24 protein-coding genes and 2 pseudogenes are annotated in these 25,395 nt (G+C 66.9%); 10 read left to right on the top strand and 16 right to left on the bottom strand.

The features are described from left to right. Positions 1–114: 114 nt before the first annotated feature. The gene (locus OIE68_RS27040; RefSeq protein WP_327093886.1) at positions 115–663 is read right to left on the bottom strand and encodes a dihydrofolate reductase; all 549 of its coding nucleotides are present in this window, start codon (positions 661–663) and stop codon (positions 115–117) included. Beyond that, positions 660–1,466, bottom strand: a complete 807-nt coding sequence (locus tag OIE68_RS27035) for a thymidylate synthase (RefSeq protein ID WP_327093885.1) — start codon at positions 1,464–1,466, stop codon at positions 660–662. The genes OIE68_RS27040 and OIE68_RS27035 overlap by 4 nt, the downstream gene beginning before the upstream one ends. A 42-nt stretch (positions 1,467–1,508) precedes the next feature. Between OIE68_RS27035 and cobF the strand changes: the two genes are divergently transcribed. Next, a complete protein-coding gene (cobF, locus tag OIE68_RS27030) occupies positions 1,509–2,249 on the top strand; it encodes a precorrin-6A synthase (deacetylating) (protein ID WP_327093884.1) in 741 nt (246 codons plus the stop codon). Here cobF and OIE68_RS27025 read toward each other — a convergent pair. Beyond that, entirely contained in the window at positions 2,225–3,193 is a 969-nt protein-coding gene (locus tag OIE68_RS27025) for an Lrp/AsnC family transcriptional regulator (RefSeq protein ID WP_327093883.1), read from the bottom strand. The genes cobF and OIE68_RS27025 overlap by 25 nt on opposite strands. A 140-nt stretch (positions 3,194–3,333) precedes the next feature. Between OIE68_RS27025 and OIE68_RS27020 the strand changes: the two genes are divergently transcribed. Continuing rightward, on the top strand, positions 3,334–4,197 hold the full coding sequence (locus tag OIE68_RS27020; RefSeq protein WP_327093882.1) for an NAD(P)H-binding protein: 864 nt from the start codon (positions 3,334–3,336) through the stop codon (positions 4,195–4,197). A gap of 310 nt (positions 4,198–4,507) precedes the next feature. Next, on the top strand, positions 4,508–5,377 hold the full coding sequence (locus OIE68_RS27015; protein WP_327093881.1) for an Fpg/Nei family DNA glycosylase: 870 nt from the start codon (positions 4,508–4,510) through the stop codon (positions 5,375–5,377). A gap of 1 nt (position 5,378) precedes the next feature. Here OIE68_RS27015 and OIE68_RS27010 read toward each other — a convergent pair whose 3' ends face one another. The 5 genes and pseudogenes from OIE68_RS27010 to OIE68_RS26990 all read right to left on the bottom strand — a co-directional run bounded on the left by OIE68_RS27010 (position 5,379) and on the right by OIE68_RS26990 (position 10,649). Then, positions 5,379–6,884, bottom strand: coding sequence for a carboxylesterase/lipase family protein (locus OIE68_RS27010; protein ID WP_327093880.1), 1,506 nt, complete (start codon positions 6,882–6,884; stop codon positions 5,379–5,381). Between the two features lie 14 nt (positions 6,885–6,898). After that, positions 6,899–8,329, bottom strand: a complete 1,431-nt coding sequence (locus OIE68_RS27005; RefSeq protein ID WP_327093879.1) for an NAD(P)/FAD-dependent oxidoreductase — start codon at positions 8,327–8,329, stop codon at positions 6,899–6,901. Further along, complete coding sequence (locus OIE68_RS27000) at positions 8,326–8,571, bottom strand: DUF2630 family protein (protein ID WP_327093878.1); 246 nt, start codon at positions 8,569–8,571, stop codon at positions 8,326–8,328. The genes OIE68_RS27005 and OIE68_RS27000 overlap by 4 nt, the downstream gene beginning before the upstream one ends. Before the next feature lie 155 nt (positions 8,572–8,726). Then, a pseudogene (locus OIE68_RS26995) lies at positions 8,727–8,927 on the bottom strand (DUF397 domain-containing protein); the annotation flags it as partial. A 324-nt stretch (positions 8,928–9,251) separates the two neighbouring features. Next, on the bottom strand, positions 9,252–10,649 hold the full coding sequence (locus tag OIE68_RS26990) for a PLP-dependent aminotransferase family protein (RefSeq protein WP_327093877.1): 1,398 nt from the start codon (positions 10,647–10,649) through the stop codon (positions 9,252–9,254). Positions 10,650–10,730: 81 nt separating this feature from the next. Between OIE68_RS26990 and OIE68_RS26985 the strand changes: the two genes are divergently transcribed. Then, a complete protein-coding gene (locus OIE68_RS26985; RefSeq protein WP_327093876.1) occupies positions 10,731–11,414 on the top strand; it encodes a pyridoxamine 5'-phosphate oxidase family protein in 684 nt (227 codons plus the stop codon). 92 nt (positions 11,415–11,506) lie between these two features. On the opposite strand, the gene OIE68_RS26980 is transcribed toward OIE68_RS26985, so the two are convergent. From OIE68_RS26980 to OIE68_RS26960, 5 genes and pseudogenes are all read right to left on the bottom strand, one after another. Continuing rightward, positions 11,507–12,448 (bottom strand): sigma-70 family RNA polymerase sigma factor, encoded by a 942-nt coding sequence (locus OIE68_RS26980; RefSeq protein WP_327093875.1) that lies wholly within the window; start codon positions 12,446–12,448, stop codon positions 11,507–11,509. A gap of 10 nt (positions 12,449–12,458) precedes the next feature. Then, a complete protein-coding gene (locus OIE68_RS26975; RefSeq protein ID WP_327093874.1) occupies positions 12,459–13,649 on the bottom strand; it encodes an NAD(P)/FAD-dependent oxidoreductase in 1,191 nt (396 codons plus the stop codon). Between the two features lie 216 nt (positions 13,650–13,865). Then, positions 13,866–14,183, bottom strand: a pseudogene (locus OIE68_RS26970) (TetR/AcrR family transcriptional regulator); the annotation flags it as partial. 83 nt (positions 14,184–14,266) lie between these two features. Then, positions 14,267–16,060, bottom strand: coding sequence for a hypothetical protein (locus OIE68_RS26965; RefSeq protein ID WP_327093873.1), 1,794 nt, complete (start codon positions 16,058–16,060; stop codon positions 14,267–14,269). Positions 16,061–16,062: 2 nt separating this feature from the next. Continuing rightward, on the bottom strand, positions 16,063–16,824 hold the full coding sequence (locus OIE68_RS26960) for a crotonase/enoyl-CoA hydratase family protein (protein WP_327093872.1): 762 nt from the start codon (positions 16,822–16,824) through the stop codon (positions 16,063–16,065). A gap of 66 nt (positions 16,825–16,890) precedes the next feature. Here OIE68_RS26960 and OIE68_RS26955 point away from each other — a divergent pair, with 66 nt between their 5' ends. Continuing rightward, positions 16,891–17,520 (top strand): TetR/AcrR family transcriptional regulator, encoded by a 630-nt coding sequence (locus tag OIE68_RS26955; RefSeq protein WP_327093871.1) that lies wholly within the window; start codon positions 16,891–16,893, stop codon positions 17,518–17,520. After that, positions 17,507–19,126: an acyl-CoA dehydrogenase family protein gene (locus OIE68_RS26950; protein WP_327093870.1), complete on the top strand. Its 1,620-nt coding sequence runs from the start codon at positions 17,507–17,509 to the stop codon at positions 19,124–19,126. Before OIE68_RS26955 ends, OIE68_RS26950 begins: the two co-directional genes overlap by 14 nt. Before the next feature lie 278 nt (positions 19,127–19,404). Here the strand turns inward: OIE68_RS26950 and OIE68_RS26945 are convergent, their stop codons facing one another. After that, entirely contained in the window at positions 19,405–20,271 is an 867-nt protein-coding gene (locus OIE68_RS26945) for a helix-turn-helix transcriptional regulator (protein WP_327093869.1), read from the bottom strand. A 74-nt stretch (positions 20,272–20,345) separates the two neighbouring features. On the opposite strand from OIE68_RS26945, the gene OIE68_RS26940 reads away from it, so the two are divergent. Beyond that, positions 20,346–21,023 (top strand): class I SAM-dependent methyltransferase, encoded by a 678-nt coding sequence (locus OIE68_RS26940; protein WP_327093868.1) that lies wholly within the window; start codon positions 20,346–20,348, stop codon positions 21,021–21,023. On the opposite strand, the gene OIE68_RS26935 is transcribed toward OIE68_RS26940, so the two are convergent. After that, complete coding sequence (locus OIE68_RS26935) at positions 21,020–21,421, bottom strand: nuclear transport factor 2 family protein (protein ID WP_327093867.1); 402 nt, start codon at positions 21,419–21,421, stop codon at positions 21,020–21,022. The two genes, OIE68_RS26940 and OIE68_RS26935, sit on opposite strands and share 4 nt — an antisense overlap. Positions 21,422–21,492: 71 nt before the next feature. On the opposite strand from OIE68_RS26935, the gene OIE68_RS26930 reads away from it, so the two are divergent. From OIE68_RS26930 to OIE68_RS26920, 3 genes are all read left to right on the top strand, one after another. After that, entirely contained in the window at positions 21,493–22,395 is a 903-nt protein-coding gene (locus OIE68_RS26930; protein ID WP_327093866.1) for a LysR family transcriptional regulator, read from the top strand. Positions 22,396–22,461: 66 nt separating this feature from the next. After that, positions 22,462–23,142, top strand: a complete 681-nt coding sequence (locus OIE68_RS26925; protein WP_327093865.1) for a nucleoside/nucleotide kinase family protein — start codon at positions 22,462–22,464, stop codon at positions 23,140–23,142. An 82-nt stretch (positions 23,143–23,224) separates the two neighbouring features. Beyond that, a complete protein-coding gene (locus OIE68_RS26920) occupies positions 23,225–23,647 on the top strand; it encodes an SRPBCC family protein (protein ID WP_327093864.1) in 423 nt (140 codons plus the stop codon). 3 nt (positions 23,648–23,650) lie between these two features. Here the strand turns inward: OIE68_RS26920 and pgi are convergent, their stop codons facing one another. Continuing rightward, positions 23,651–25,288 carry a glucose-6-phosphate isomerase gene (pgi, locus tag OIE68_RS26915; protein WP_327093863.1) on the bottom strand — a complete coding sequence of 546 codons (1,638 nt, stop codon included), beginning with the start codon at positions 25,286–25,288 and terminating at the stop codon, positions 23,651–23,653. Positions 25,289–25,395: the final 107 nt, after the last annotated feature.

The raw sequence follows: 25,395 nt of genomic DNA, 5'->3' as shown, positions 1-25,395 counted from the left end.
GTGTGTCCGGTTTGGTCGCCGTGGCGGTGTGCGGCGTGTTCGCTGCCAATCGGTGCTCGAACCGTGTTGCACGGACCCGAATGCGTTATGCGGAAGGTTTGCCAACTGGTCGGCCTACTTGCGGGTGTAGCGACGAATCCGGAAGCGCAGGCCAGTCTTCGACTCGTGCCACGGCTCGGTGTCGTCGGCGTGCCATTCGGGGCCGATGACGGGTGCGTAGGCGTCACCGTCGACGGTGGTGTCCACCTCGGTGACGAGCAGGTCGGTCGCGAAATCCATGGCGGCCCGGTAGATTTCGCCGCCGCCCATGATCCAGACGTCCTCCGGTGCGCTCGCGGCGAGTGCATCGGACAGCGACGCGGCGCGTTCGGCACCCGCACCCGACCAGTCGGGCTGCCGGGTCACCACGATATTGCGGCGACCGTCGAGCGGGCGGAATCTGGGCGGCAGGGAATCCCAGGTGCGCCTGCCCATGATGACCGGATGCCCCATGGTGACGGCCTTGAAATTCGCCATATCCTCGGGCACACGCCAGGGGATGGTGTTCTCGAAGCCGATCACCCCGTCCGGAGTCTGCGCCCAGATCAGACCTATGGTGCGGTCATGCCCTCCCGTCGCCCGACCGCCACCCCTCACCGAATCGCTACGCGATGCTGCATTCATACCGCAACCGGCGCCTTGATCGCCGGATGGTGTTGGTAGCCGACCACTTCCACGTCTTCGTAGACGTAATCGAACAGCGTCGGCGCGGGCCGCAGGTTCAATGTCGGGAACGGGTAGGGCTGCCTGGTCAGCTGCTCGGTGACCTGCTCGACATGGTTGTCGTAGATATGGCAATCGCCGCCGGTCCAGATGAAATCACCGGGTTCCAGCTCGGTCTGCTGCGCGACCATGTGCGTGAGCAGGGCATAGCTGGCGATATTGAACGGCACGCCGAGGAACAGGTCCGCGCTGCGCTGGTAGAGCTGGCAGGACAGCTTGCCGTCGGCAACATAGAACTGGAAGAACGCGTGGCACGGCGCCAATGCCATCTTGTCGAGGTCGGCCACATTCCAGGCCGAGACGATGATGCGCCGGGAATCCGGATTGGTGCGCAGGGTGTGCAGTACTTCGGCGATCTGGTCGATATGGGTGCCGTTGGGGGTGGGCCATGATCGCCACTGCACGCCGTAGACCGGGCCGAGTTCGCCATGGCGATCCGCCCATTCGTCCCAGATGGAGACGCCGTGTTCGTGCAGCCAGGCCACATTCGAATCGCCGCGCAGGAACCACAGCAATTCGTAGATGATCGACTTCAGGTGCACCTTTTTGGTGGTGATCAGCGGAAAGCCCGCGGCGAGGTCGTAGCGCAGCTGATGGCCGAAGACGCTGCGGGTGCCGGTGCCGGTGCGATCCGCCTTCGCGGTGCCGGAATCCAGGACCAAGCGCAGCAGGTCCTCGTACTGGGTATCAGCATTGTTGGCCACGCCTGGCGAGCTTACCCATGTCGTTCCTGGCAAGCTCGAGCCATGCGCAAGCTCTACGTGATCGGCATCGGTGCCGGGGATCCGGACCAGGTGACGGTCCAGGCGATCAAGGCAATGCGGCAGGTCGAGGTGTTCTTCGTGATCGGCAAGGGGGCCGAGAAACAGGAACTGGTCGACGTGCGCACGTCGATCCTGACCGAGCACCTCGATCACCCGTACCGCACCGTGGAGATCGCCGATCCGCCGCGCGACCGGGATCCCGCCGATTATCGGGGCGTTGTCGAGGATTGGCACGATCGCCGTTCGGCGCTGCTGGAGAATGAGTTCGCGCAGGTCGACGGTGTTGGCGGCATCCTCGTCTGGGGTGACCCGTCGCTCTATGACAGCACGCTGCGCATGATCGAACGGGTGCTCGATCGCGGTGCCCAGAGCTTCGATTACCAGGTGATTCCTGGCGTCACCAGCGTGCAGGCCTTGGCCGCTCGGCATCGGATGGTGCTGCATCGCATCGGCGAGCCGGTGCACATCACCAGCGGGCGTCGGCTGCGCGAGGACGGACTCAGCGGCTCGACCGTGGTGATGCTGGACGGTGACTGTTCGTTCACAAAGGTGCCCGGCGACGACGTGCACATCTGGTGGGGCGCGTATCTGGGGATGCCCGACGAGACGTTGATCGAGGGCCCGCTGCGTGCGGTCGAGCAGGAGATCGTCGAGCGGCGCACTCGGTTACGCGCCGAAAAGGGGTGGATCATGGACGTCTACCTCCTGCGTCCGGGCTCCTGATGCGAGACGGCCTTCACGGTCGCGAGGACGGGCGTGGTCTCCAAGGTGTGAATGGCCTCGAATGCGCCGAGGCGCTGGGTGAGGTAGTGGTGTAAAGCCTCGGGGTCGGAGCACATGGCTTGGGCGACAAGGTTTGTCGGGCCGGTCGTCGCGGCGACAAAGGCCAATTCTTCGTGCCCGGCCAGTGCGGTTGCGACGCGATCGAGCTGCGAAGGTGCCACCGACATCCACAGCAGTGCTTGGGTTGTGGCGCCGAAGCGGGCATCGTCGAGTTCGACATCGAAGAAGATGACCTGTGCCGCTCGTAGTTCCGTGAGTCGTCGGGTGACGGTGGCCTGGGACCAGCCGGTCGCCGTGGCGAGCTGCGACAAGGTCGCTCGGCCGTCTTGTTGCAGGGCGTTCAGTAGCGCGGCATCGGTGCCTGCGAGGCCACGCCGGGGTGCGGGCCCGGATCGGTTCGGCTCCAGTTGTTTTCGTTGCTGTTCGGTCAGCGCGGTGATGTGACCACGCCATGCGGTCGGTCCGCCGAGGTAGGTGTGCAGAACGTAGTGCGCGGAGACGGCGGTAATGCCCGCGGCTCGGGGGAGGTCCCGCAGCAGTATCGAGCGGGATGCATCACCGCGCGGAATAGTCACTACCAGAAGGATCTCCGTGCCGCCGGAGGTGAGTTTGACCCATGACGTGTCGGGGCGGCGAGCCAGCGAATTCGCGAGGTTCTGGCTGCTGGCCGTCGTGGTGGTGAGGCGCACCAGCCACTGGGTGTGTGCGGCGCGGCGCGGGTCGGCGAGGCCGACCACGCGTAGTCCGGCGGTGGCGCGCAGACGTTGGTAGCGGCGGGTGACGGTCTGGGTCGATACGTCCAGGACCGCCGCGATCTTGCTGAACGGTGCGCGGCCGTCGATGTGCAGGGCGTGGATCAGGCCGCGGTCTACGTCGTCGAGCATGGAAAATATCTCTCACATTCGCGCTCGATATGGAAACTATCTGCTGATCTTCGACGGTTGATGGTGCATTTCGGCACGTCTGCCGAAGGTGGACTTTGCCTCGGGCCGCTCGGCCCGGCAGATCGACGAAGGAGAAGTTGATGATTCTGGTGACCGGAGCGACCGGGACCGTAGGCCGCGAGTTGGTCGGCCAGTTGCTGGCGCAGAGTGTTCCGATGCGGGCGATGACGCGGCGGCCCGAACTCGCCGGACTGCCCGACGGCATCGAGGTGGTGCGCGCGGACCTGAGCGATCCGGACAGCCTCACCGATGCGATCCGCGGCGTCGATCGGGTGTTCCTGTTGTCCAGCGGCCCCGAAATCCCCACTCACGACGCGAATCTCGCGCAGGCGGCGGCCCGCGCGGGGGTCGAACATATCGTCAAGTTGTCATCCGGCCGCACCGGCGACGACACCGCGACCGATCCGATCCCGACCTGGCACCGCGCCGGAGAACAGGCGGTCCGCGACAGCGGTGTCCCGTGGACGATGGTGCGCCCCTTGGGATTCATGGCCAACGCGCTGCACTGGGCCGGTTCGATTCGCGAGCACGACGCGGTCTACGCGCCCTTCGGTCAGGGCCGAATCGCCGTCGTCGACCCGCACGACATCGCCGCCGTCGCCGCTGTGGCACTCACCACCGACGGCCACGAGGGCGAGATCTACACACTGAGCGGCCCACAGCCGCTGTCCCCCGGCGAGCAAACCGAAATCCTCGCCGACGTACTGGGCCGCGCACTGCGCTACGTCGAAGTGGAACCCGCCGCCGCCCGCCAGTCGATCATCGATCACGGCGTCCCCGACGAAATGGCCGACGCGATCATGGCCCTACGCGCCACCGCCCTGGAGACCTTCACCTCGGTCGTACACCCCACCGTCGACCGCATCACCGGAACCCCACCCCGGACTTTCTGCACCTGGGCCGAGCACCACCGCACCCACTTCGCGCCCGAGCCCGCTGCCTAGCGCCCGCTCTTGCACGGGCGAGCATCCCCACTGCCTGCAGTCGCGCGCCGCCCCCCGCGTGCGCCGACTAAGCGTCTCCCGCTGCCCGCTGCCCGCTGCCCGCTACCCGCTACCCGCTGCCCGCTGGGCTGGATGCCCGCTGCCGGCTGCCCGCCGTCGAACGCCCGCAGCCGAGCGCCGGGCGATCAAGATCAGGTGGAATCTATGGCGGCATCGGTCGAGATGGCCCCGCCACCATGTCCACCTGATCTTGGTACACCCGCTCGCGTGAACTGCGCCGATGTCGGTGGGGCCGGGTAGCCTGAGGATCGTGCCTGAGCTACCGGAAGTGGAGGCGTTGGCGCAGTTCCTGCGGGAGCACGCGGTCGGCGCTGTGGTAGGGCGTGTCGATGTGGCGGCCTTGAGCGCGGTCAAGACGTTCGATCCGCTGGTTACGGCGCTGTCCGGGCGGGATGTGACCGGGGCGGGGCGGTGGGGCAAATTTCTCGGGATGGAGTGCGACGGACTCTGGTTGATCACCCATCTGTCGCGCGGCGGATGGTTGCGGTGGATCGATGAGCCGAGCCAGACGCCTCCCAAACCGGGCGGCAAGAGCCCGCTCGCACTGCGGGTGCACTTCTTCACCCCCGAGGGCATGACGCCTGCATTCGACCTGACCGAGGCGGGCACCAAGAAACGGCTCGCGGTGTACATCGTCGACGATCCGAAACTCGTGCCCGGCATCTCGCGCCTCGGCCCGGATGCACTCGAGGTGACCGAGGAGCAATTCGGCGAGATCCTGCACGGCGCATCGCAACGCATCAAGACCGCGATCGTCGATCAGTCCCTGCTCGCCGGAATCGGTAATGCCTACTCCGACGAGATTCTGCACACCGCCAAGATCTCACCCTTCGCCAATACCAAAACCATGTCGGCGGAGACCATTTCGGTGCTGTACGAAGCAATGCGCTCGGTGCTCACCGACGCCGTACAGCGCTCGGTCGGCCAGGACGCCGCCCGCCTCAAAGGCGAAAAGCGTTCCGGCATGCGAGTACACGCCCGCACCGGCCTGCCCTGCCCGGTCTGCGGCGACACCGTCCGCGAGGTCTCCTACGCCGAGCGCTCGTTTCAGTACTGCCCGACCTGCCAGACCGGCGGAAAGGTACTCGCGGACCGCCGCATGTCGCGCCTACTGAAGTAGGTCAGATCAACGTCGGCACCCGGATTCCTTGCCAGGCAATACGTTTGGCCTTGTCCGGATCGTTCTCCAACCGGGTGATCTCGTCGATGATCAGCGTCGTGCGCCGGTCTTCGGTATAGGCGGGCCACGAGGGGAGTGGCCGCCCAGTTTTCGCGAATGCGAGCCAATTGTCCTGGAACTGCCGAGTGACCGACTGCATCCCCCGCCGCCCGCCCGCCGCCGTGAAGGCCCGGCCGATCGGCGAATTGGCGGCACCGAAGACCGGAATCAGCTCCGTGGCATGGGTCGCGCCGACCCCGGCGAGACGCAGTGCGCGCGGGGCGAAGTCGTAACGGTAGGAATAGGTCGGTGCGTAGCGACTGTGCCCCGCCGCCACGGTGACGGACGGCCGCCAGAACACGTAATCCCCACCGGCACGAACGGCGACCTTCGCATCCGGATAGCCCGGATAGGCTGCTACGACGCGGGATTCGAGTTCCGCACCACCGTCACGGGTGAGCAGGGCATGCAGGCGTCCCGGAGTGGTCGGCAGTTCGTCGGCGAACTTCGCGAACAATGTGCCCTCATCGCGATTGGTACCGATGATGAGCGGAACCTTGTGTGCGGCACCGCTGGTAATCGCATCTATCGGGGACTGCGGCAGGTAGTCGCCGTCCACGACCGGCGCGATCGGGAACAGTCCGGGCCGTTCCCGCAGCACCTTATTGCTGGTCTTGTCGACCGCGCGCCGAATGTCGTTGGCGCCAGCCGTGATCAGTGCCTTGGCGGCGGTGTCGGGTGTGGCGCCGAGCGCGTCTACACATCGGCGAGCGAAAGCGCGACCATCCTCGGCACTCATACCCCAATCGGCGGGCGGACTCTGTGCGATGCCGCGATGGAACAGTCCCTCCGCCGCAGGCGTGGCCAGTAGGGAGAGCACCGCATGGGCACCAGCGGATTCGCCGAAAATGGTGACATTGCCAGGATCTCCGCCGAACGCTGCGATATTGCGCTGCACCCATTCCAGCGCCGCGACCTGATCGCGCAGTCCGAGGTTGCTGTCGAAAGGTCGCTCAGGCGTGCTGAATTCACCGAAATCGACATAGCCGAACGCGCCGAGCCGGTAGTTCAGCGACACCACGATCACATCGCCGCCGACCGCCAGTCGCGCACCGGAATACAGACCGAGCGCCGAGGTACCGGTCAGATACCCACCGCCATGAATGAACACCAGGACCGGCCGCGGTGCCGACGAAGGTTCGATCGGTGTGACGACATTGAGTGTCAGGGCGTCTTCATTGGTCGGCTGATACCGGCGCGGCCCGATCCTGGCACCGGCGCGATGCTGCATCGCGGCGAACCCGAATGCGGTGGCCTCGCGGACACCGGCCCACGGGGCCACCGGTTGCGGCGCGCGAAATCGCAGGTCGCCCACAGGTGGGGCGGCATATGGCAGGGAGCGCCAGCGCAGGACGCGACGGCCGCGGTAACCGCGGACAACTCCGTCGGCGGTCGTGATATCGGACATCTTTCCGATGGTAACTACGAGCGGCGGGCCTCCAACAGACGCAACCAGAGCTCGCTCACCGTTGGATAGGCTGGCACTGCGTGCCAGAGCGTCGCGAGCGGCACCTTGCCGACCACGGCAACGGTCGCCGCGTGGATCAACTCACCGACCTCCGGTCCGACGAAAGTGGCTCCGAGCAGCGTGTCGGTCGCGGTATCGATGACGATCTTCGCCCGCCCCGCGTAATCGTCGCGGGCCAGCGCCGATCCGGCGACCGCGATATCGAGTTCCACGGTTTCCACCGCATAGCCCGCTTTACGCGCCGCCGCCTCGGTCTGCCCGACGGACGCGACTTCCGGCGCGGTGAATACCACCTGCGGCACCTGCCCGTGGTCGGCCGTCGCCGCGTATCGCGCATCCGCCAGCGCGCGCCCTTCGGCCCGCGCGGCAATGACGTCACCGCACACCCTGGCGTGGTACTTCCCCATATGTGTCAGCGCCGCACGGTGATTCACATCGCCGACCGCATACAGCCAGTCGCCGTCGATGCCGCGCACCGTCAACCGGTCGTCCACCTCGACATAGCCGTCCGCCAGCCCGACCGAGCCCAGGCCGAGTTCCGCGGTCGCCGGTCCGCGCCCGGCGGCGACCACGATCTCGTCGGCCTCGACTTCGCTGTCGCCGATCTCGACGGTCACCACACCGCCATGAATCCAGCCCTCGCCGGAATCCTTCGCATCGGCGCGCACCACCCGAGTGGGTTGGGTGCCGAATAGAACCCGGACACCGGCGTCGGACAGCGCCGCGGCCACACGTTCCCCCGCGAACGGTTCGGCATTGCCCAACAACGCATTGCCGCGGACCAGCATGGTGATCTCACTCGCCCCGAGCGCGGCGAGCCAGGTAGCCGCCTCACACGCGACCACACCGCCGCCGATGATCACCACCCGGCGCGGAACTTCGTGCAGATTGGTCACATCCCGGGAAATCCACGGCAGCGCATCACGCAATCCGGGCACATCGGGAACCGCGGCCTTGGTGCCGGTGGCCAGCACTACCGCGTGACGCGCGCGCAGCTGTCGGCCGCCCACCTCGACGAGTCGCTCGCCTGCGAGCCGTCCGGTCCCGCGCACCACCTCGATGCGATTGTCGTTGGCCCAGTCGACCTGCGAGCTGTCGTCGTGCTTATGCGTGAAGGCGTCGCGCCGCTTCAAGACCGCGTCGACATCGAGCCCGCTCGCGGTGATTCCGGCCATCGCGTTGGCGCCGGACAGCACGTGGGCCGGTCGCAGCAGCGCCTTACTCGGCATGCATGCCCAATACGAACATTCACCGCCGACCAGTTCCCGTTCCACGATCACGGCGGTTCGCTCGCTGTCCGCGATGGCGTAGGCGGCGGCGTTCTCGCCCGCGGGCCCACCACCGATCACGATGACGTCGTATTCGGCGGCGGAATCGGAGGTCACTGCAGGTAACCCTCGACCTGACGGGCCGGGTTCTCCTGCGCCTCCTCGGGGGTGGCCCCGGCGTCGATGCGCGCGCGGCGCTGCCGCAGCAGATCCCAGGCCTGATCGAGCATTACTTCGAGTGCGGCGAGCTGCTGCCGCTCGGTTACCGGATCGACCGCACCGGCCGTCGCCTTGGACCGCAAATCATGCTCGCGATCGACCAAATTCTTGATACGCGCCAGGATGTCCTGTTCGGTCATGGGGACCATGCTACGACCGTGTTGGCGCGGTCACGGTCCTTCGGGAATCGGCCCGGGCCTGATCGGCTCCGGAGCGGCTTGTTCCGCAGACACGAAAAAGGCCCGATCTGAATGGTGTGGACCGGGCTTGATGCTTTGATCTCGCGGGACAATGTGCGGTCGAGCTCACCGTCGGAAACGCCTGCGGTGCAGGCGTCCCATTCGCCCGGGGTGAAGACCAGCGCCGGGCCGGTCGGATTCTTGGAGTCGCGGACACCGACCTGGCCGCCGTCGACGAATGCGACCTCGACGCACTCTTTGCCTCCCGGGCTACGAGTGCTCTTGAACCAGCGCGCACCGGACAAAACCACGCGCAGCAAGGTCGCGATCGTCCAGCTGGTGCGATCCTCACCCGCCGCGCAGAGCACCGCGCCGTCGCTGGTGGCGATCGTCTCGGCACCGCGCACCTTTTCGCACGCCACGCACGAATTCGCGGGGGATACGGTGCGCGGCGCGAATCGGTGCGCGGGAGCAGCAGGGCGCCTGCGGCCGACGGCTCCCACGTTGTGCCCATATCGAGCAGAGTCGTTGGTCAACGATCCCGGGTTCGGGGTGAATGTGCCCAGCGGCGACTGCTTGTGGTTCGCGCCGTGGACGCGCAGACCACCGGATGACCAGGTAAGCAACCTCGAGGCAAGGTGCTATGGCTGCGTAAGGCATTCTCCGGCAATCGGAATCGCGGTACGCAGCTCGGTCCAGCTCAGTGCCGTGTAGCCGAGTGCGATGCCGAAGGTATGCGGACCAACTGCCGCCGCGAGTGGATGTTGTTGTGCCACAAGGTGATGGCGGGACAGTCCGTCGAGCGCCACGCCGCGCGTTCGGCCCACTGCCATGGCGCGCTGTTCGGCTTCGGCCGAATCCAGTGGCACCACCACGTGTGAACCGGCATCGTCGCCGAGTACTTCGAGTCCGCGGCGGCGTAGTTCGTCCACGACCAGGCCTCGGCGCGGGGGCACCTCGCGGCGCAGTCGGCGCAGGTGTCTGGCGAGATCGCCGTGGTCGGCGAATGCGGTGAGCACGCGCTGGCCGGCGGGGCTCGGGCCGGTACCGGTTCGTTCGCGGTGCGCGACAACGGCTTCGGTGATATCCGGGGCGGCGACGAGCCAGCCGATACCCAAGGTCGGCGAGAGGATTTTGCTCGTGGTGCCGAGATGGATGACGACGTCGGGAGCCATTGCGGCCAGCAGCGGCAAAGGGGCGGTGTCGTAACGTAATTCGCCGTCGTAGTCGTCCTCGATGATGAGTAGGCCGGCGCGCCTGGCGAATTCGACGAGATGTACGCGTCGCGCTGCTTGCATGCGAGTGCCCAGTGGAAATTGGTGTGCTGGAGTGCAATACACGGCCTTGATGCCGTTGGGCAGTCGGTCGACGCGCAGGCCGTCGGCATCGATCGGCACCGGTAGTACCCGGACACCGGCCGCGACGAATGCGCCCGCGGCACGCTGATAGCCCGGATCTTCCATGGCAATGGCGTCGCCGGGCCGCAGTAGGGCGGTCGCGAGTTCGCCTACGGCCGAACTGGTTCCGGCCGTCGCGAGCACCACGGACTTGCTGCCCGCACCGAGACCGCGGTGGCGCAGCAGGTGTTCGGCGACCGCCGCGCGGTATTCCGGTTCGCCGCGGCGATCCTTGCGGATGATGGGAGGTTCGTCGGCGGCCGCGCGCCAGGCACGTCGCCAGGCTGCCTGGTCGAGGGCCTCGATGCAGGGCGCGCCGGGGCCGAGATCGAGCAGGTCCGGCGCGTGCTCGGCGGTGCTGTGTGTGCTCGGTCGTGCGGGCGGTTCGGCGGGGGCGGTGGTCAGGTAGGTGCCCGAGCCGCGGCGACCCGCGATCCAGCCCTCGGCGTGCAGTTGGTCGTAGGCCGCGGCGACCACCGTGCGGCTGACGCCGAGGCGCTGGGCCAGCGCTCGCGACGAGGGCAGTCGATCGTCCGCGCGCAGGAGTCCGTTGCTCGCCGCGGCGCGCAGCCCTTCCGCGACCTGAACCGATAGTGGCTGCTCAGCCTCGCGGTCGAGGACGAGCGGAATTTCATCCAGCATCGCGCACCTCCCGAATTGGACTGTTCAAATTTCTATGAATTGGCTATTTCAGAATGCCACTTTCGGCTCCACGCTAGAGGTATGACGAACTCTCGGCCGCCGCTTTCGACTACCCCACGTACCACCCTGACACGTTCCAAGGAGCGCGGCCGGACCGACCGGGCCGAACTGGATGCGGTCCTGGACGCGGGCCTGGTCTGCCACCTCGGCGTGCTGCTCGGCGGCAGTCCGGTCGTGCTCCCGACCGTCTACGGCCGCGACGGCGACACGCTGTACCTGCACGGTTCGACCGGCGCCGGAAACCTGCGGGCGGCGCTGACCGGCGATATCTCTATCGCCGTCACCTTGGTCGACGGCATCGTCTACGCCCGCTCGGCCATGCACTTCTCCGCCAACTTCCGCTCGGCCGTGGTGCGCGGCCGCGCCGTCGAACTCATCGACCCCGATGAACGCATGCACGCGCTGCGGGTCATCGTCGAACACTCCGCGCCAGGTGCGTGGGATCGCGTGCGGCAGCCGAACAAAAAGGAAATGGCCGCCACCATGGTCCTGGCCCTCGACCTGACCGAGGCATCGGTGAAAGTCCGAACCGGCGGCCCCAAGGACGACGCCGCCGATATCGAAACCGGCGGCGTCTGGGCAGGCGTCCTGCCCCTCCGTCAGGTCTGGGACGCCCCGATTTCGTCGGACGATCTGGAGCCGGGCATCGAGGTGCCACAGGAGGTACTCGATCGAACCGATATGGTCTCCGTCCCCGGCCGTTGACCCAAACCTGCCCTGTCCTGGCTCAGTGAAGTTGGCACGAACTCAGTCGATTCGGTATGCCGACTCACGTACTCGGCATATGGCTCAACCGGTTACCACGATTCGATCAGCGGGGCGTCATGCTCCCGCCGCTGCCATTCCTCGGTGAGGCGACCGAGTCGGTCCGGGGAGGCGATGCCGCGCACGCCTGCGATCTTGTCGTCACGGATCTCCAGGATCACGACGCCCAGGACCCGGTCGTCGAGCGTGGCGAGCATGGCCGGGCAGCCGTTGACCACGACGGCATGGATCGAGGGCGAGCCACCGGCGAGTCTCCGCTTGGCCGGAGACGGTTTGAAGCCGGCCCGCACGGCGCCGGCGATCCGCTCCGGGGTCGCGTACCGGATCAGCTTCTCGGCCAGCCCCAGCCCGGCGCCGTCGGAGATGCCGGTCGCGTCGTCGGTCAGCAGCGCCACCAGCCGTTCGGTCCGGCCCGAGGAGGCGGCATCGACGAACGCCTCGACGATTCGACGTGCGGAGGCACGGTCGATGTCGGTGCCGTTGCCGGCGGCGGCGATTCGACGCCGCGCTCGGTGGATGTGTTGCTGACTCCCGGACTCGGTGATGTCGAGAATCTCGGCTATCTCGGTGTGGCTGTACGCAAAGGCCTCGCGCAGCACGTAAGCGGCCCGTTCGACCGGCGACAGACGCTCCATGAGGGTCAGCACCGCCAGGGTCACCGATTCGCGCTGCTCGACGGTGTCGGCCGGGCCGAGCATCGGGTCGCCGTCGAGGAGCGGTTCGGGCATCCAGGCGCCGACCGCGCGTTCGCGGCGCACCTTCGCCGAACGGAGCCGGTCGAGCGCCAGGTTGGTGACGATCTTGGTCAGCCACGCCTCGGGCACCTCGACGTACTCCCGGTCGGCGGCCTGCCACCGCAGGAACGCGTCCTGCACCGTGTCCTCGGCGTCGGCGGCCGAGCCGAGCAGACGGTAGGCGAGCGAGGCCAGCCGATTCCGGCTGGCCTCGAAACGCGCCACGGTGGCAGTGTCCATGAGCGCGACTCTATCCAGCGACCAGTTCCGGCGAGTGCTCTCGGGTGGTGGCCAAGCGGTACTTGTGACTCGGCTTTCCGAAGGTCGGGCGGCTGATGGCCCAGCCGCTGGTTGCCACGATCGCCGACTTGACTCGGGCCGCCGACCGGCCCACCAGGGCCCCGGGCTTCGATTGCGCGTCACCGTCGACCAGCTGGAAGAGCCCGTCCTTGCGGCCGAGGCTGATGTGGTTGCCGAAATATGTCAGCGTGGTCGCCTTGATCTTGCGCCCGGTCAGGTCCCCGATGATCGCGGCCGTCGCCTGCATGCCGGTGAATCCCGCGGAAGCACACGACATCGGCAACGGCCGACCGTTCTCGCCGATGACGAAGGCGCTGTCACCGGCAACGTAGACATCCGGGTGCGAGACCGACCGCATCTGACGGTCGACCGTGATCTGGCCGTTGGCTACCACCTCGAGGCCGCTGGCGGCGGCAATCGGGTGGACGGCGAAGCCGGCAGCCCACACGGTCGCGTCGGAGGCGAAAGCGGTGCCGTCGGCGGCGACCGCCGCCGCCGCCTCGACGCGCTCGATGGTGGTGTGCTCATGGATCGTGATACCGAACCGGTCGAAGGCACGCAACAGGTGACGGCGAGCCTTCGTGCCCAGCCAGCCGCCCAGTTCGCCGCTGGTGGCGAGGCTGACCCGAAGTCCTGGACGGGATTCGGCGAGCTCGGTGGCGGCCTCGATCGCGGTCAGATTGCCGCCGACTACCAGCACCTTCCCGTCCTCGCCCAGCTCGTCCAGGCGTGTGCGCAGGCGCAACGCGGACGGCCGCGCGGCCACGTGGAAAGCGTGCTCGTCGACGCCCGGAACGCCGTGGTCGGCGGCGGTGCTGCCGAGCGCGTAGAGCAGGGTGTCGTATTCGAGCCGGTCGATGCCCTCGCCGTCGGTGACTGTGACAGTCCGGTGCTCGGCGTCGACGCTTGTCACCCGCGCCAGTCGTAACCGGATGCCGGTGCCCGCGAACACCTCCGCCAGCGGCCGGTGGCGCAGATGCCGCCCGGCCGCGAGCTGATGCAGGCGCAGCCGCTCGACGAAATCGGGTTCGGCGTTGACGACGGTGATCTCGAAGTCGTCGCAGTGAAGTTGGCGCGCCAGGTATCCGGCGGAGAAGGCTCCGGCGTATCCGGCCCCGAGGACGACGATGCGGTGCTTCATGATTCGCTCCTGTCTGGTTCGCGTGCTTCCTGAACGAGACAGCCCCCGAATTCCTGACAGCATTGTCCAGTGACGTGGATCACCCTCGAGGCATGACTCATGCCTGGTTTCCCATGCCCGGTGCCGACCTCGCACCAGCCGCTTTTGCGGGGTAGTAACTGGGTATGCGGCCGGGTTGGGCGACTGTTGTGAGGGTGGCCGTCCGCCGGGGCCTCGTCAGGCTTCGGGGCGCGGCTCCATGCCCAGGGCCGCGCAGGCGCCGTCCACGGCCGCCCGGCGGAGCTCGTCCTTTGGCACGTCGGCGAACTGGATCGTGCAGTCCTGGAGGCCGCCGAAGGCGATCACGGCCCGGGTGGACTGCTCCAGTGTGGGTTCAGGGCCGCGCGGCAGCTTCACCAGCCGCCCGCGCCAGGCCAATACGAGGTCGATCAGGCCCAGGTCGGCGAGGGTAGTCAGCTCGGCGAGCATGAGCACGATGTCTTTGCGGTGGCGGTAATGGAAGTCGAAGGCGCCCTCGTGGAGGGCGCGTGGCTCGACCTCGCGCAGCGCCTCCTGGAATGCCCGCCCAGGCGCATCGGCATTCAGGTGGCGGTGTGCGCCGAGCCGAGGGCCGGCGGTCACCAGAGTGTGATCGGGAGGTCGACGGCGGTTGCGGTTTCGTGAGCCAAGGCGCGAAGGGTTTCGGGGGTGTCGATGTGGGCGGGGTCGAGGCTGACGACCGCGAGCGTGTAGGTGTCCGCGATGCGGCAGAGATAGCCGGATAGCCGGGTGCGGGGGAGACGGTCCGTGGTGAGGCCGGGATGGATGGCGCGGGCGGCGACGCCGATGCAGCGGTGTGGGCCCAGGGTGCGCAGGGAGTCGGGGAGCGTTCCGATGTTGGAGCACAGGATGTCTCGTTCACCAGCGCCCTTGGACAGGGCATAGGCCCAGCGATCCGGAATGACCTGCAGCAGTTCCTCCGGCATCCCGCCGGGGCTGGACATGCGCCGCTCGTAGGCGATTCGGGCCTTCTCGCGAATGGTGGCCGGAGTATCGCTGCGCTCGATGGTGATCTCGGTCATCGCGAGGTCATTGTCGACGCGCGGCTCGTCGCGGGTGTCGACCGGAAGGCTGGCATCGATCGTCTCACCGGGAAATCCACTGGCCCACAACATCTTCGCAATTAGGGAGATGAACAAGCTGTTGGCGGTGCCACCCTGCGCCGCAGCCGCCGACTCCCAGTCCGCTGCGGGACACTGCAGTACGACGCTGAGGGTCGGCACGTTCTCGACCCCTACGCGTCCAGCGACCGACCCGCGTTCACGGGTCGACGACCCGTGTTCGCGAGTAGATGCCGTCTGGGCGGGACGTTCGGGGATTCCGCGACGAAGCGCGCGAAACGTGCCGCGCACAACGATCGACCACTGCCGCCGAGCATCGGACCATTCCGATGCCGGAGCTCGGGTTTCCCGGCCCAGCGAGGCATTCAATCGCATGTCGGACCGGTCTGCTTCCCACGTAATGGATGTCGACGAAGATCTCGGCATCGTTATTGAGCCGCCCGCATCAGATCGGCCCGGCAGCTTCGGATAAGCCAACTCGTCGGCGAGCCGATGGGTATCCAGCGGTGCGTTGCCGATCGCTGATGCAGATCCGGACGTGTGGTGCGCGCTGCCGGTCGACCGGTCGTTCTCGGTGGAGCGGTTTGTTTGCGGCGCAGCGGATGTCACCTGGTCGTTTCCGCCGGAGCGATTTGTTTCTGACGCAGCGGATGTCGCCTCGGCAGCGGTGGTCGTCATCGGCTCGCTCGTGCTCGATCCGCCGGGCGCGGCTCCAACCATTCGTATGTCGTCCGAGTAATTTGCCTCTGGCGCAGTAGATTTAGTTGATGGCGTGCTGATCGCACCGATCGTCGACGGTGCCGACCTCATACCCGACCCGGTATCCGGGGAAAGCATTGCCCGCATCGACGACGTGGTCAGGCTCGGGCCGCCCAGCGCATCATCGACCGCGAGCACCAGCGCTCTTCCGTCGGCGAGCGCATGTGAACAGGTCAGCGACACAATCGATCCACCGTTATCCAAGGCGGCGGTCGACAATCGCCAACCCGGACCGTACTCGGGATCGAGGTTCGCGCCCTGCTCATCGGCCCACTCGAGCAGGTCCCCGGTAGCGATAGTGCCGTCGGTGAACTCGAGCGGATACGCCCGAGTGTTCGCCCGCCAACTGCGACGCGCACCGGGGACCGAAGGCCGAATCACTCTGCGCCCCAACGGTCCGACCCGCAGTGCCGCGTGCACCTGCCACAGTAGCTCCGGATCGACGCGGTCGGCCGTGCGCCACAAACCCTGGAGCGCGATCGGGGTGCCGAGCCCTCGATGCGTGCGCAGGAAGATCTCGTCGACAACGCTCAACCGTTGGGCGGCAGCCATTGTCAGGTACGCGAACCGTGACGGCCCGCACCGGCGGCGAACCGTTGCGCGCCGTCCAGGGCTCCGTCGGCCAGGGCCTTCAGGCCGTGTCGGTATTCATTGAGCAGCGCCGTCTCCTCGTCCATACCGTCCTGCTCCAGTAGCGACATGCGGTCCGAGCGCAGGCAGGTCTGCGGCAGTGCGGCCATTTCGGCGGCGAGTTGTTCGGCGGCGCTGCGGGATTCGCCATTCGGCACCACTCGATTGATCAGCCCGATCTGCAATGCCTCCGTGGCGGCGACGGCGCGACCGGTGAGCACCATATCCATCGCGCGCCCGGTGCCGACAATGCGCGGTAACCGAATCGTGCCGCCATCGATGAGCGGTACACCCCAGCGGCGACAGAACACGCCAAAGGTGCTGTCCTGCTCGGCAACTCGCATATCGCACCACAGGGCAAGCTCGAGCCCGCCCGCCACCGCGTATCCGGAGACCGCGGCGATCACCGGTTTGGACAGCCGCATTCGGGTCGGTCCCATCGGACCGTCACCGTCCTCGGTGACCCGATTGGAGCGCTCGGTGCCGAGCGCCTTCAGGTCCGCGCCAGCGCAGAAGGTGCCGCCATCACCCCACAGCACGGCGACCGCCGCATCCGGATCGGCATCGAATTCGCGGAATGCGTCGACCAGGGCCGCGGCGGTCGGACCGTCGACGGCATTGCGCGCCTCGGGGCGGTGCAGGATCACGGTGGTCACGGGCCCGTTGCGTTCGATTCGCACAGTCACGAGCACGACCATACGCCGTCAGAAGTACCCTTGTGTGAAGAAATGAATTTGTGGTTCACTTCTTGTATGGCCTACCGGAGAACTCCTGCTGTGCAGGCCCGCCTCGACGCCCAGGCGGGCCTGATCGTGCAGGCGGCAACCAAGGTGCTCTCCCGCGCGGGCTATGCCGGACTGTCCATGGCGGCCGTCGCCGCCGAGGCAGGCGTGGCCACCGGAACGGTCTACAAGAACTTCAGCGGTAAGACCGACCTGGTGAGCGCGGTATTCCGGAAGGTGGTCGCGCACGAAGTGGCCGCAGTGGTTACTGCAAGTGCCTCGGGAACGGCCGTCGAGCGGGTGACCGCGGCGGTGGAAACCTTCGCGGGCCGGGCGCTGAAGAATCCGAAACTCGCCTACGTCCTGCTCGTCGAACCCGTCGATACCGTGGTCGATGCCGAGCGCCTGCGCTTCCGCCGGGCCTTCGCCGAAGCCTTCGAATCTGCTGTCGCGGAGGGGGTTTCGCGTGGTGAATTGCCCGCGCAGGATGCCAAGACCAGCGCGGCCGCGCTCGTCGGCGCGATCGGCGAGGTCTTGGTCGGCCCGCTGGCCGATGCCCCGCACAGCGAATCCGTTGTGCCCGAACTCATCAGTTTCGCGTTACGCGCACTGGGTGTGCGCGATGAATCCGACTCAGGAGTGTCCGATGCCGACGCATGAAGTCTTCAACCAGGTTCCCGATATCGTGCCCTTCGATGTCGCGCAGAACCCGGCCCTGCTCGAGGGACTGCACCGCGAAGGCGCGGGCTGGGCTGAACCCGAAGTGCGCGAACTCGGCAGGCTCGCAGGCGGATTCGAAGCGCAGGAGTGGGGCCGCCTCGCCAACGAATACCCGCCCGTCCTGCATACGCACGACCGCTACGGCAACCGCATCGATGAGGTCGAATTCCATCCGTACTGGCACGAGCTGATGAAAGTCGCTGTCGCGCACGGACTCCACGGCTCGCCCTGGCTCGACGACCGGCCGGGCACCCATTCCGCCCGCGCGGCCAAGTTCTACACCTGGGGTGTCGCCGACGCCGGGCATATGTGTCCGATCTCGATGACCTACGCCGTCGTGCCCGCGTTGCGCCACAATCCGGAACTCGCGGCCAAGTTCGAACCGCTACTCGGTTCCCGTACTTATGATTTCGGCCTGCGTGAACCGTCGACCAAGGCCGGTCTCATCGCGGGCATGTCGATGACCGAGAAGCAGGGCGGCTCCGACGTTCGCGCCAACACCACCACCGCCACACCGCAGCCCGATGGCAGCTACCGCATCGTCGGCCACAAGTGGTTCACCTCGGCGCCCATGTCGGATATGTTCCTCACCCTGGCCCAGGCGCCCGGCGGTCTGTCCTGCTTCCTGCTGCCGCGCGTGCTCCCGGACGACACCCGCAATCCCATTCGGATCCAACGCCTCAAGGACAAGCTCGGCAACAAGTCGAACGCGTCCTCGGAGATCGAATACGAGAACGCCACCGGCTGGCTGGTCGGCGCGGAAGGGGGCGGCGTCAAGACCATCATCGAAATGGTCAATATGACCCGCCTGGACTGCGTCATCGGCTCCGCCACCGGCATGCGCGTCGGTGCCGTCTACGCAGCGCACCATGCGCGACACCGAGAAGCGTTCGGCGCCAAGCTGATCGACCAACCCGCGATGCGCAATGTGCTCGCCGACCTGGTGATCGAATCCGACGCCGCCACCACGGTCATGATGCGCCTGGCCGGTGCGACCGACCGTGCGGGCACCGATCCCGCCGAGGCCGCGCTGCGCCGAATCGCCTTGGCGGTCACCAAGTATTGGGTCTGCAAGCGTGCTCCCGCGCATGCGGCCGAGGCTCTGGAATGCTTCGGCGGCAATGGTTATGCCGAGGAATCCGGTATGCCTCGGCTGTACCGCGAGGCCCCGCTCATGTCGATCTGGGAAGGCTCCGGCAATGTCGCGGCGCTGGACGCCTTGCGCGCCATGGGCCGTCAGCCCGAAACCGTGGAGGCGTTCTTCAACGAAGTCTCCCTCGCCGCCGGCGCCGACCCCCGCCTCGACGATGCCATCGCCCGCCTCGGCAAGGAACTGTCCGACCTCGACGAAATCGAATACCGCGCCCGCCGCGTCGTCGAACTCATGGCCCTGGTCCTACAGGGCGCGCAACTCGTCCGCCACGGCCACCCCGCAGTCGCCGACGCCTTCTGCGCCACCCGCCTCGGCGACAACTGGGGCATCGCCTTCGGCACCCTCCCCACCGGAGTGAACACCACCGACATCATCGCCCGCGCCCTCACCTGACCCGTCCGCTCGCGGGCATCCCGTGTGGGCTCCTGCCGCGGGTAGAAGTCCTGGTAGCCCTTGCGGGCGCGCGCGTCGGCACCGCTACGGGCGCTCGAGTCAGCCCACTGCGAACGCTCGGGATTCCGCACCCAGTGTGGCGCCGACGACGGGTACGAAATCCAGGGATCTTCTGGCGGGCACCCGCGTCAGCCCGCTGCGGGTGCTGGGGTCGGCGCGTTGCGGGTGCCCGCCTCGGCACGGCCAGGCGCTCGAGTCAGCCCACTGCATGCCTCGCGTCAGCGTGCGCGGGAAGCAGGCTGGGCGCGCCATTGCCGTGGTGAAAGCTCGTTGTTGCGCCGGAACAAGCGGGTGAAGTAACCCGCATCCGGAATCCCGACCCGCCGGGCGATCTCGCCGACCGGCAGATCCGTTTCGGCCAATAGGCGGCGCGCCTCGGTCATCCGCCGCTCGGTGATCCATGCCTGCACGGTGCGCCCGGTGCGACGGCGCACGACGGTGGTCAGATGCCCCGGTGTCATGCCGACCGCATCCGCCACATCGCGTAGCGACAGCGGTGCGGTGTGCTGCTGGTCGATCACATCGAACACCTCGGCGAGCAGTGGCTCACCGCTGCGCCGCAGATCGCCCACCACATCGGCGGCCAGCCGCGCGAGGTCGATGAGCAGTAGCGTCAGATGTGCCGACGCCGCCTGTCGATACCCCTCCTGCCGCTGCGCCAGCTCGGCCTCGAGGGCGGCAATCGCATTGTCCCACAACGGTCTCCGTGCCACCGGGACGGTCAATTCCAGCACCCCACCCGAATGCTGGTGCAGGAAAGGAAATAGCAACGGATGCGCCCGCCACGTGGGCCAGGGCGCGCGTCCGGCATCGCCGAGCGCCGCGGGATCGAAGAACACCGCGACCGAGCCTTCGGACTTATGCGGTGGTGCGTCCGCGATCACCTGACCCGGCGCGACCACGTACACCACGCCTTCGGACTGGATGTACAGCAAGGCTGGAAAGTTGTGAATGTGCGGACTGTGGCCGCGTTCGGTGAGGCGATCGAATCGCAACAGCGATACGGGCGGCGTGACCTGATCGCTCCGATAGTCGAACACCGGAACACCACGGCGGTGCCGAACCATCCGGGTAGCCTCGGTCATAATACCGAAAATAGTCCAAATTCGGCCTACTATCACCCAATTATGCTGCTGTATCTGCGGGCACCATGAAAAACATGACCAAAGATCATCCACATTCCGTAGTTGCAGCAATGGGCAATCGGCACGACTACCTGCCCGCCGCGGGCCGCGACGCATTCCTACCCGGCTACGATCTGCTCACCCGCCTGCTCGGCATGTACAAACTCCACGAAACCCTCGTCGCACAGGCCGAACTCGCCTCCGGTCAACGTGTATTGGAAATCGGCTGCGGCACAGGCAATCTGACGATCCGAGCCAAACGGACCCAACCCGCGGCGGAGGTGATCGGCTCCGATCCCGACCCGCTCGCGCTCGCCCGTGCCGAACGAAAGGCGAACAGGCTGACCGGAATCCGCTTCGAACGCGCCTACGCCCAGGAACTGCCCTATCCGGACAACGAATTCGACCGGGTGTTGTCATCGATGATGCTGCACCACCTCGAGACCGACATCAAAACCGCCGCACTGACCGAAGCGCTGCGCGTCCTGCGCCCCGGCGGCAGCCTGCACATCCTCGATATCGGCGGCGAGGTGACCCCGGACGACGGCCTGATGGCCCGGCTGCTGCTGCACAACCACCATGCCCATGACAACCTCGGCGGCGGCATCCCCCAACTCCTGCGCACCGTCGGCTTCGACTGCACCGTGGTCGCCTCCCAGCGCCACCGTCGCCTCGGCCGCGTCACCTTCTACCGCGGCACGCGCCCGAACTAGCCAACGCGCTGTAGCACCCGCTCGACCAGCGCCGTATCGCAATGCTCGATCACCTCGGTGAGCCGACCATTCGCGATCCGGAAAATGAAACAGTAGGTCTGCTCGTAAGGCTCGCCACCGGTGGTGATGCCGTGGCCACGGACCTGGGCGACGACGCGGTCGTCTTCGGCGATCACGAAGTCGGCCGCGCTGCGGTACTCGGTGAACTGAGTCATCAGCGGCCGCAGAAGTTCGTTCAGCACAACCGTTTTCGGTTCCCAGGTGTGCGACCACGACCAGTTCCCCGGAAAGATCCAGCGGAAGTCCTCGGCCATGGCCTCGCCCATCGCTCGGGTATTGCCCTGGGACATCTGCTCGAAGATGTCCTCGATCAGCTTCTTGTTCGCTACTGCACTCATACATTCGACGCTAGGGAGCGCCGAGTTATGCGACAAGCGAGACTCTCGCATATTTGGTATGAGTAAACGGCATGGGTGAGTTCACGATCGTAGGATTGCGAGTGGTCCGGGAGGCCGCACGGAGCGGGTCGTTCTCGACCGCCGCGGAGAATCTGGGCTACACGCAGTCGGCGGTATCCCGGCAGATCGCCCTGATGGAGCAGGCGGCGGGCCGGGCATTGTTCGAACGGCACGCGCGCGGCGTACAGACCACCGAGGCGGGCCGGATCGTGCTGCGCCATGCCGAAACGGTGCTCGGTGGACTCGGTTCCGTGCGGCAAGAACTCGACGGGCTGACCGCGCGCCCGCCCGCCACACTCCGAGTCGGCGCATTCTCGACCGCCATGGCCGCACTGGTGCCGAGGGCCATCGCCGCCACCGCGCCGCGACTCGCGCGAGTACCGCTACGCGAAGGAACCAGCCCACGGTTGGTATCCGCCGTCGCGCGGGGACGGCTGGATCTGGCAGTGGTGACCGAGACGCGAAATCTGCCCGCGGATACCGAGATCGAGCCACTCCTGGACGACCCGCTGCTCATCGCGGTCCCACCGGACCATGCGCTCGCAGGCCACGCCAGCGTCACGCCCGCGCAGCTGCGCGGGGAACGCTGGATCGCGGGCAGCACCGAGGTGAGCAGCACCCTGCTCGGCGCATGGCGCGACGCCACCTGGGAACCGGAGATCGCCTTCGTCGCCCGCGACTGGTTCGCCAAACTCGGGCTGGTCGCGGCGGGTATGGGCAGCACCGTGGTACCCGGAATCGCGGTGCCGGTCCTGCCACCGGGCATCGCACTGGTCCGCATCGACCATCCCGCAGCGGTTCGCACGACGTGCGTCGTCTATCGAACAGGCGACTCCCCGAGACAGATCTTCATCGAGGCGCTGCGCGACGCCGCCGCCGACCTCGCCACCGAAGTGCGCCAGCGACTTCGATAGCCGGCTTGTATAGCCACGCGCCCAAAATTCGCAGCGGACCGACTCATGCTGAGTACTGTGATTTCGATGACACGGACTTCCGTCGAAATGCCGTTGCGCTCGCTGGTCGAGCACCTGCGGATCCGGGCGGCGGGGTGCGCCCGACGGTACGTGCTCGGCATAGCCGGTCCGCCGGGTGCGGGTAAATCCACGCTCGCCAAGGCCATTCGCGACGATATGAACAACCGAGCCGGACCCCGGATCGCCGAGATCGCGCCGATGGATGGCTTCCACCTGCCCAACGCCGTACTGCGCGCGACGGCGAATCTGGAGCGCAAGGGCGAACCGCACACCTTCGACGTGGCGGCCTTCGTGGAAACCCTGCGCCGCCTGCGCGATACCCCACTCGGCGAGCCGGTGCCGTGGCCGACCTTCGACCGCGCCGTCGAGGAACCGACCCCGGCCGGTGTCGTCTTCGATCGGCAGGAGATCGCCATTACCGAGGGCAACTACCTGCTGCTGTCCGACGGCGCCTGGGCGGGCGCGCGTGAATTCCTCGACGAGGTCTGGTACCTGGACGTGGCCCGCGAGGTGCTCGAACAACGCCTGCTGCGCCGCCACATTCGCGGCGGCCGCACCCCTGACGCCGCGAAAATCAAGGTGTACGACAGTGATCTACCCAATGCCGATCTGATCGCCGATACCCGGCACGGTGCCGACCTCGTCCTGCGTCAGCGCGGCGGCCGCTACTACGCCGCCGAGGGGTGATGTGCGCCGCGTCGCCGAATCACGCTGGAGGTGACATGATCTCGCTCGACAAATCGTGTCGAGGTAGCCGGGAGCAAGCGGGATGTGGGAGTACGAATACAGCGCGGAGACTGCGGTCGCACCGGAGGCGCTGTGGCGGTGCTGGTCGGATGTGGAGTCCTGGCCCGAATGGAACGAGGGCCTCGACGAGATCGAAATCGACGGCCCGTTCGAGGTTGGCACTTCGTTCACCATGACGCTCCCCGGCGGCGATACCGTGCGCATGCGCCTGGTGGAGATCGAACCCGGCGAACTGTTCACCGATGAAATGGACGGCGGCGATTTCACCGTCGTCACCGAACACCGCCTGGAGCCGGCGGGCGAGGGCTGGACCCGCGTCGTCTACCGGACCGAGGTCATCGGCGACGCCGCCGATACCGTCGGCCCCGAAATCGGTCCGGCGATCACCGCCGACTTCCCGGATGTCGTCGCCGCCCTGATCAAGACGGCGCAAGCGCTGGGCTGAGGCTCAGCGGTTGTCGCGGTACCAGCCGATCAGGGCGTCGGTGGACGAGTCCCCTTGCGGCTGCGGCTCTTCCGGAGACGTCAGCAAGGGGGCAAGCGCGAGCGCCTGCTGCTTACCGAGTTCCACGCCCCACTGGTCGAAGCTGTCGATGCCCCAAATGGTGCCCTCGACGAATACCTGGTGTTCGTAGAGCGCGATCAATTGGCCGACCACCGAGGGGGTGAGCTGCGGCGCGAGGATGGTGGTGCTCGGCCGATTGCCCGGCATCACCTTGTGCGGCACCACCTTCGGATCGGTGCCCTCGGCCACGATCTCTTCGGCAGTCTTGCCGAAGGCGAGCACCTTGGTCTGCGCGAACAGGTTGGTCATCAGGATGTCGTGCATGCTGCCGGTGCCGTCGATGGTGGGCAGATCAGCGGTGGGCTGGGCGAATCCGATGAAATCGGCCGGGATCAGCCGGGTGCCCTGGTGTAGCAGCTGGTAGAAGGCGTGCTGGCCGTTGGTTCCCGGTTCGCCCCAAAAGATTTCGCCGGTCGAGGTGGTCACCGGGGTGCCGTCGGCGCGCACCGATTTGCCGTTGGACTCCATGGTCAGCTGCTGCAGATAGGCCGGAAAGCGCGATAGATCGTTCGAATAGGGCAGCACCGCACGCGATTCCGCGCCGAAGAAGTTCGAGTACCAGATGCCGAGCAGGCCGAGCAGTACCGGACCGTTGCGGTCCAGCGGCTCGGTCGCGAAATGCCGGTCGACGGTGTGCATTCCGGCCAGGAATTCGGCGAAGCGCTCCTTGCCGATGGTCGCCATCACCGAAAGGCCGATGGCCGAATCCACCGAATAGCGACCCCCGACCCAATCCCAGAAGCCGAACATATTCGCGGTGTCGATGCCGAATTCGGCGACCCGCTCGGCATTCGTCGAGACGGCCACGAAATGCTTGGCGACGGCATCCTCGCCGAGCGCGGCGACCAGCCAGCGCCGGGCGGCAGTGGCATTGGTCAGCGTCTCCAGCGTCGAAAAAGTCTTGGAGGCAACGATGAACAGCGTGGTGGCCGGGTCGAGTCCGTCGAGTTTCGCGAGCAGGTCGGCCGGGTCGACATTCGAGACGAATCGGGCGCCGATCCCGGCATCGGCATAGTGCCGCAGTGCGCGGTGCACCATATCCGGGCCGAGATCCGAACCGCCGATACCGATATTCACCACGGTCTTGATGCGTTCGCCGGTCGCGCCGCGCCATGCACCGGAGCGCACCGCGTCGGTGAATTCGCCCATCCGCCGCAGCACCTCGTGCACCTCGACGCCCGCATCCGCGCCGTCCACGGTGACCGACTCGCCCTCGGGCAGGCGCAGCGCGATATGTTCCACCGCGCGGTCCTCCGAGGTGTTGATGTGGTCGCCGCGGTACATCGCGTCGCGCCAGTCGGCAATCCCGGCCTCATGTGCCAATTCGACCAGCAGATGCAGAGTTTCCCGGGTGACGCGGTGCTTGCTGTAGTCGATGTGTAGGTCCCCGACCTGGACGATCAGCTCGCGGCCGCGGTCGGGATCCTCGGCGAAGAATTCACGCAGGTGTCGTCCGGCGACGGCGGCGTGGTGCTCGTGCAGTTTCCGCCAGGCCGCCGATGCGGTGATGTCGCTGCTCACGTCCGCGAGGTTACAAGCACTCGATCGAGCGTGCAGGCAAGGACCGGATACTTTCGCCGATGTCGTCCTGACGGCTACCCCGTGGCGATCATTCGCGTGTCGCTCGG

It is taken from the genome of Nocardia vinacea, assembly GCF_035920345.1.
GTDB classification, from domain to species: domain Bacteria; phylum Actinomycetota; class Actinomycetes; order Mycobacteriales; family Mycobacteriaceae; genus Nocardia; species Nocardia vinacea_A.
This window is presented reverse-complemented; position numbering and strand designations above follow the sequence as displayed.

Excerpts from the sequence above, each read along its gene's own strand:
- OIE68_RS27040 (WP_327093886.1), bottom strand. The coding sequence starts at position 663 with ATGAATGCAGCATCGCGTAGCGATTCGGTGAGGGGTGGCGGTCGGGCG.
- cobF (WP_327093884.1), top strand. The coding sequence starts at position 1,509 with ATGCGCAAGCTCTACGTGATCGGCATCGGTGCCGGGGATCCGGACCAG.
- OIE68_RS27025 (WP_327093883.1), bottom strand. The coding sequence starts at position 3,193 with ATGCTCGACGACGTAGACCGCGGCCTGATCCACGCCCTGCACATCGAC.
- OIE68_RS27020 (WP_327093882.1), top strand. The coding sequence starts at position 3,334 with ATGATTCTGGTGACCGGAGCGACCGGGACCGTAGGCCGCGAGTTGGTC.
- OIE68_RS27010 (WP_327093880.1), bottom strand. The coding sequence starts at position 6,884 with ATGTCCGATATCACGACCGCCGACGGAGTTGTCCGCGGTTACCGCGGC.
- OIE68_RS27000 (WP_327093878.1), bottom strand. The coding sequence starts at position 8,571 with ATGACCGAACAGGACATCCTGGCGCGTATCAAGAATTTGGTCGATCGC.
- OIE68_RS26990 (WP_327093877.1), bottom strand. The coding sequence starts at position 10,649 with ATGCTGGATGAAATTCCGCTCGTCCTCGACCGCGAGGCTGAGCAGCCA.
- OIE68_RS26985 (WP_327093876.1), top strand. The coding sequence starts at position 10,731 with ATGACGAACTCTCGGCCGCCGCTTTCGACTACCCCACGTACCACCCTG.
- OIE68_RS26980 (WP_327093875.1), bottom strand. The coding sequence starts at position 12,448 with ATGGACACTGCCACCGTGGCGCGTTTCGAGGCCAGCCGGAATCGGCTG.
- OIE68_RS26975 (WP_327093874.1), bottom strand. The coding sequence starts at position 13,649 with ATGAAGCACCGCATCGTCGTCCTCGGGGCCGGATACGCCGGAGCCTTC.
- OIE68_RS26965 (WP_327093873.1), bottom strand. The coding sequence starts at position 16,060 with ATGGCTGCCGCCCAACGGTTGAGCGTTGTCGACGAGATCTTCCTGCGC.
- OIE68_RS26955 (WP_327093871.1), top strand. The coding sequence starts at position 16,891 with ATGGCCTACCGGAGAACTCCTGCTGTGCAGGCCCGCCTCGACGCCCAG.
- OIE68_RS26950 (WP_327093870.1), top strand. The coding sequence starts at position 17,507 with ATGCCGACGCATGAAGTCTTCAACCAGGTTCCCGATATCGTGCCCTTC.
- OIE68_RS26945 (WP_327093869.1), bottom strand. The coding sequence starts at position 20,271 with ATGACCGAGGCTACCCGGATGGTTCGGCACCGCCGTGGTGTTCCGGTG.
- OIE68_RS26940 (WP_327093868.1), top strand. The coding sequence starts at position 20,346 with ATGACCAAAGATCATCCACATTCCGTAGTTGCAGCAATGGGCAATCGG.
- OIE68_RS26935 (WP_327093867.1), bottom strand. The coding sequence starts at position 21,421 with ATGAGTGCAGTAGCGAACAAGAAGCTGATCGAGGACATCTTCGAGCAG.
- OIE68_RS26930 (WP_327093866.1), top strand. The coding sequence starts at position 21,493 with ATGGGTGAGTTCACGATCGTAGGATTGCGAGTGGTCCGGGAGGCCGCA.
- OIE68_RS26925 (WP_327093865.1), top strand. The coding sequence starts at position 22,462 with ATGACACGGACTTCCGTCGAAATGCCGTTGCGCTCGCTGGTCGAGCAC.
- OIE68_RS26920 (WP_327093864.1), top strand. The coding sequence starts at position 23,225 with ATGTGGGAGTACGAATACAGCGCGGAGACTGCGGTCGCACCGGAGGCG.